This window comes from Roseitranquillus sediminis, assembly GCF_016918935.1.
In the GTDB taxonomy this organism is placed as follows: domain Bacteria; phylum Pseudomonadota; class Alphaproteobacteria; order Rhodobacterales; family Rhodobacteraceae; genus Roseitranquillus; species Roseitranquillus sediminis.
Genome location: NZ_JAFFOB010000003.1, coordinates 1 through 556 on the forward strand (window position 1 = coordinate 1; position 556 = coordinate 556).

Annotated in this window: 1 protein-coding gene; it reads right to left on the reverse strand. The window is 64.6% G+C overall.

The genetic code is table 11. The features are described 5' to 3' along the window. Positions 1 to 27 precede the first annotated feature (27 nt). A partial coding sequence (locus JM664_RS00015; RefSeq protein ID WP_227417875.1) for a DDE-type integrase/transposase/recombinase occupies positions 28 to 556 on the reverse strand: 529 nt, incomplete at its 5' end.

Consider the following 556-nt stretch of genomic DNA (forward strand, 5'->3'; position numbering starts at 1 on the left):
TGATCTTGCCCCCGTTTCGCCGGACACTCAGGCGGTTGCGGTTTGAGCTGCGATGAACTCGCGAGGCGAGCGCATCTTCAGCCCTGAGTGCGGGTGGTTATCGTTGTAATCCTCCATCCATCCGCCGACGAGGTCGAGGACAGCTTGAGCGTCCGGCAGCGGCGTGACACGCACGTAGTCGCGCTTCAGGGTGTTCACGAAGGCCTCCGAGATGCCGTTGCTCTCCGGGCTCTTCACCGGCGTAAAGCAGGGTCTCAGGCCGAGCTGGCTGGCGAAGATGCGCGTGTCGCGGGCGGTATAGGGCGAGCCGTTGTCGCTGAGCATCTCGACCGGATGCGGGGCGCGGTGTGCGCCGAACCGCGTTTCCACCGCCTCGAGCATCATGTCGCGGATATCCGATCCGCTGATGCCGGCGTTCGCCACTGCGCGCCAGGCGATGATCTCGCGATCATGCGCGTCGATGATGAAGGCGCCGCGGACGACGTCGCCGTTCCAGCAGGGGAACTCGAAGCCGTCGCTGCACCACCTCAGGTTTGAGCGCATGACGATGACCTTG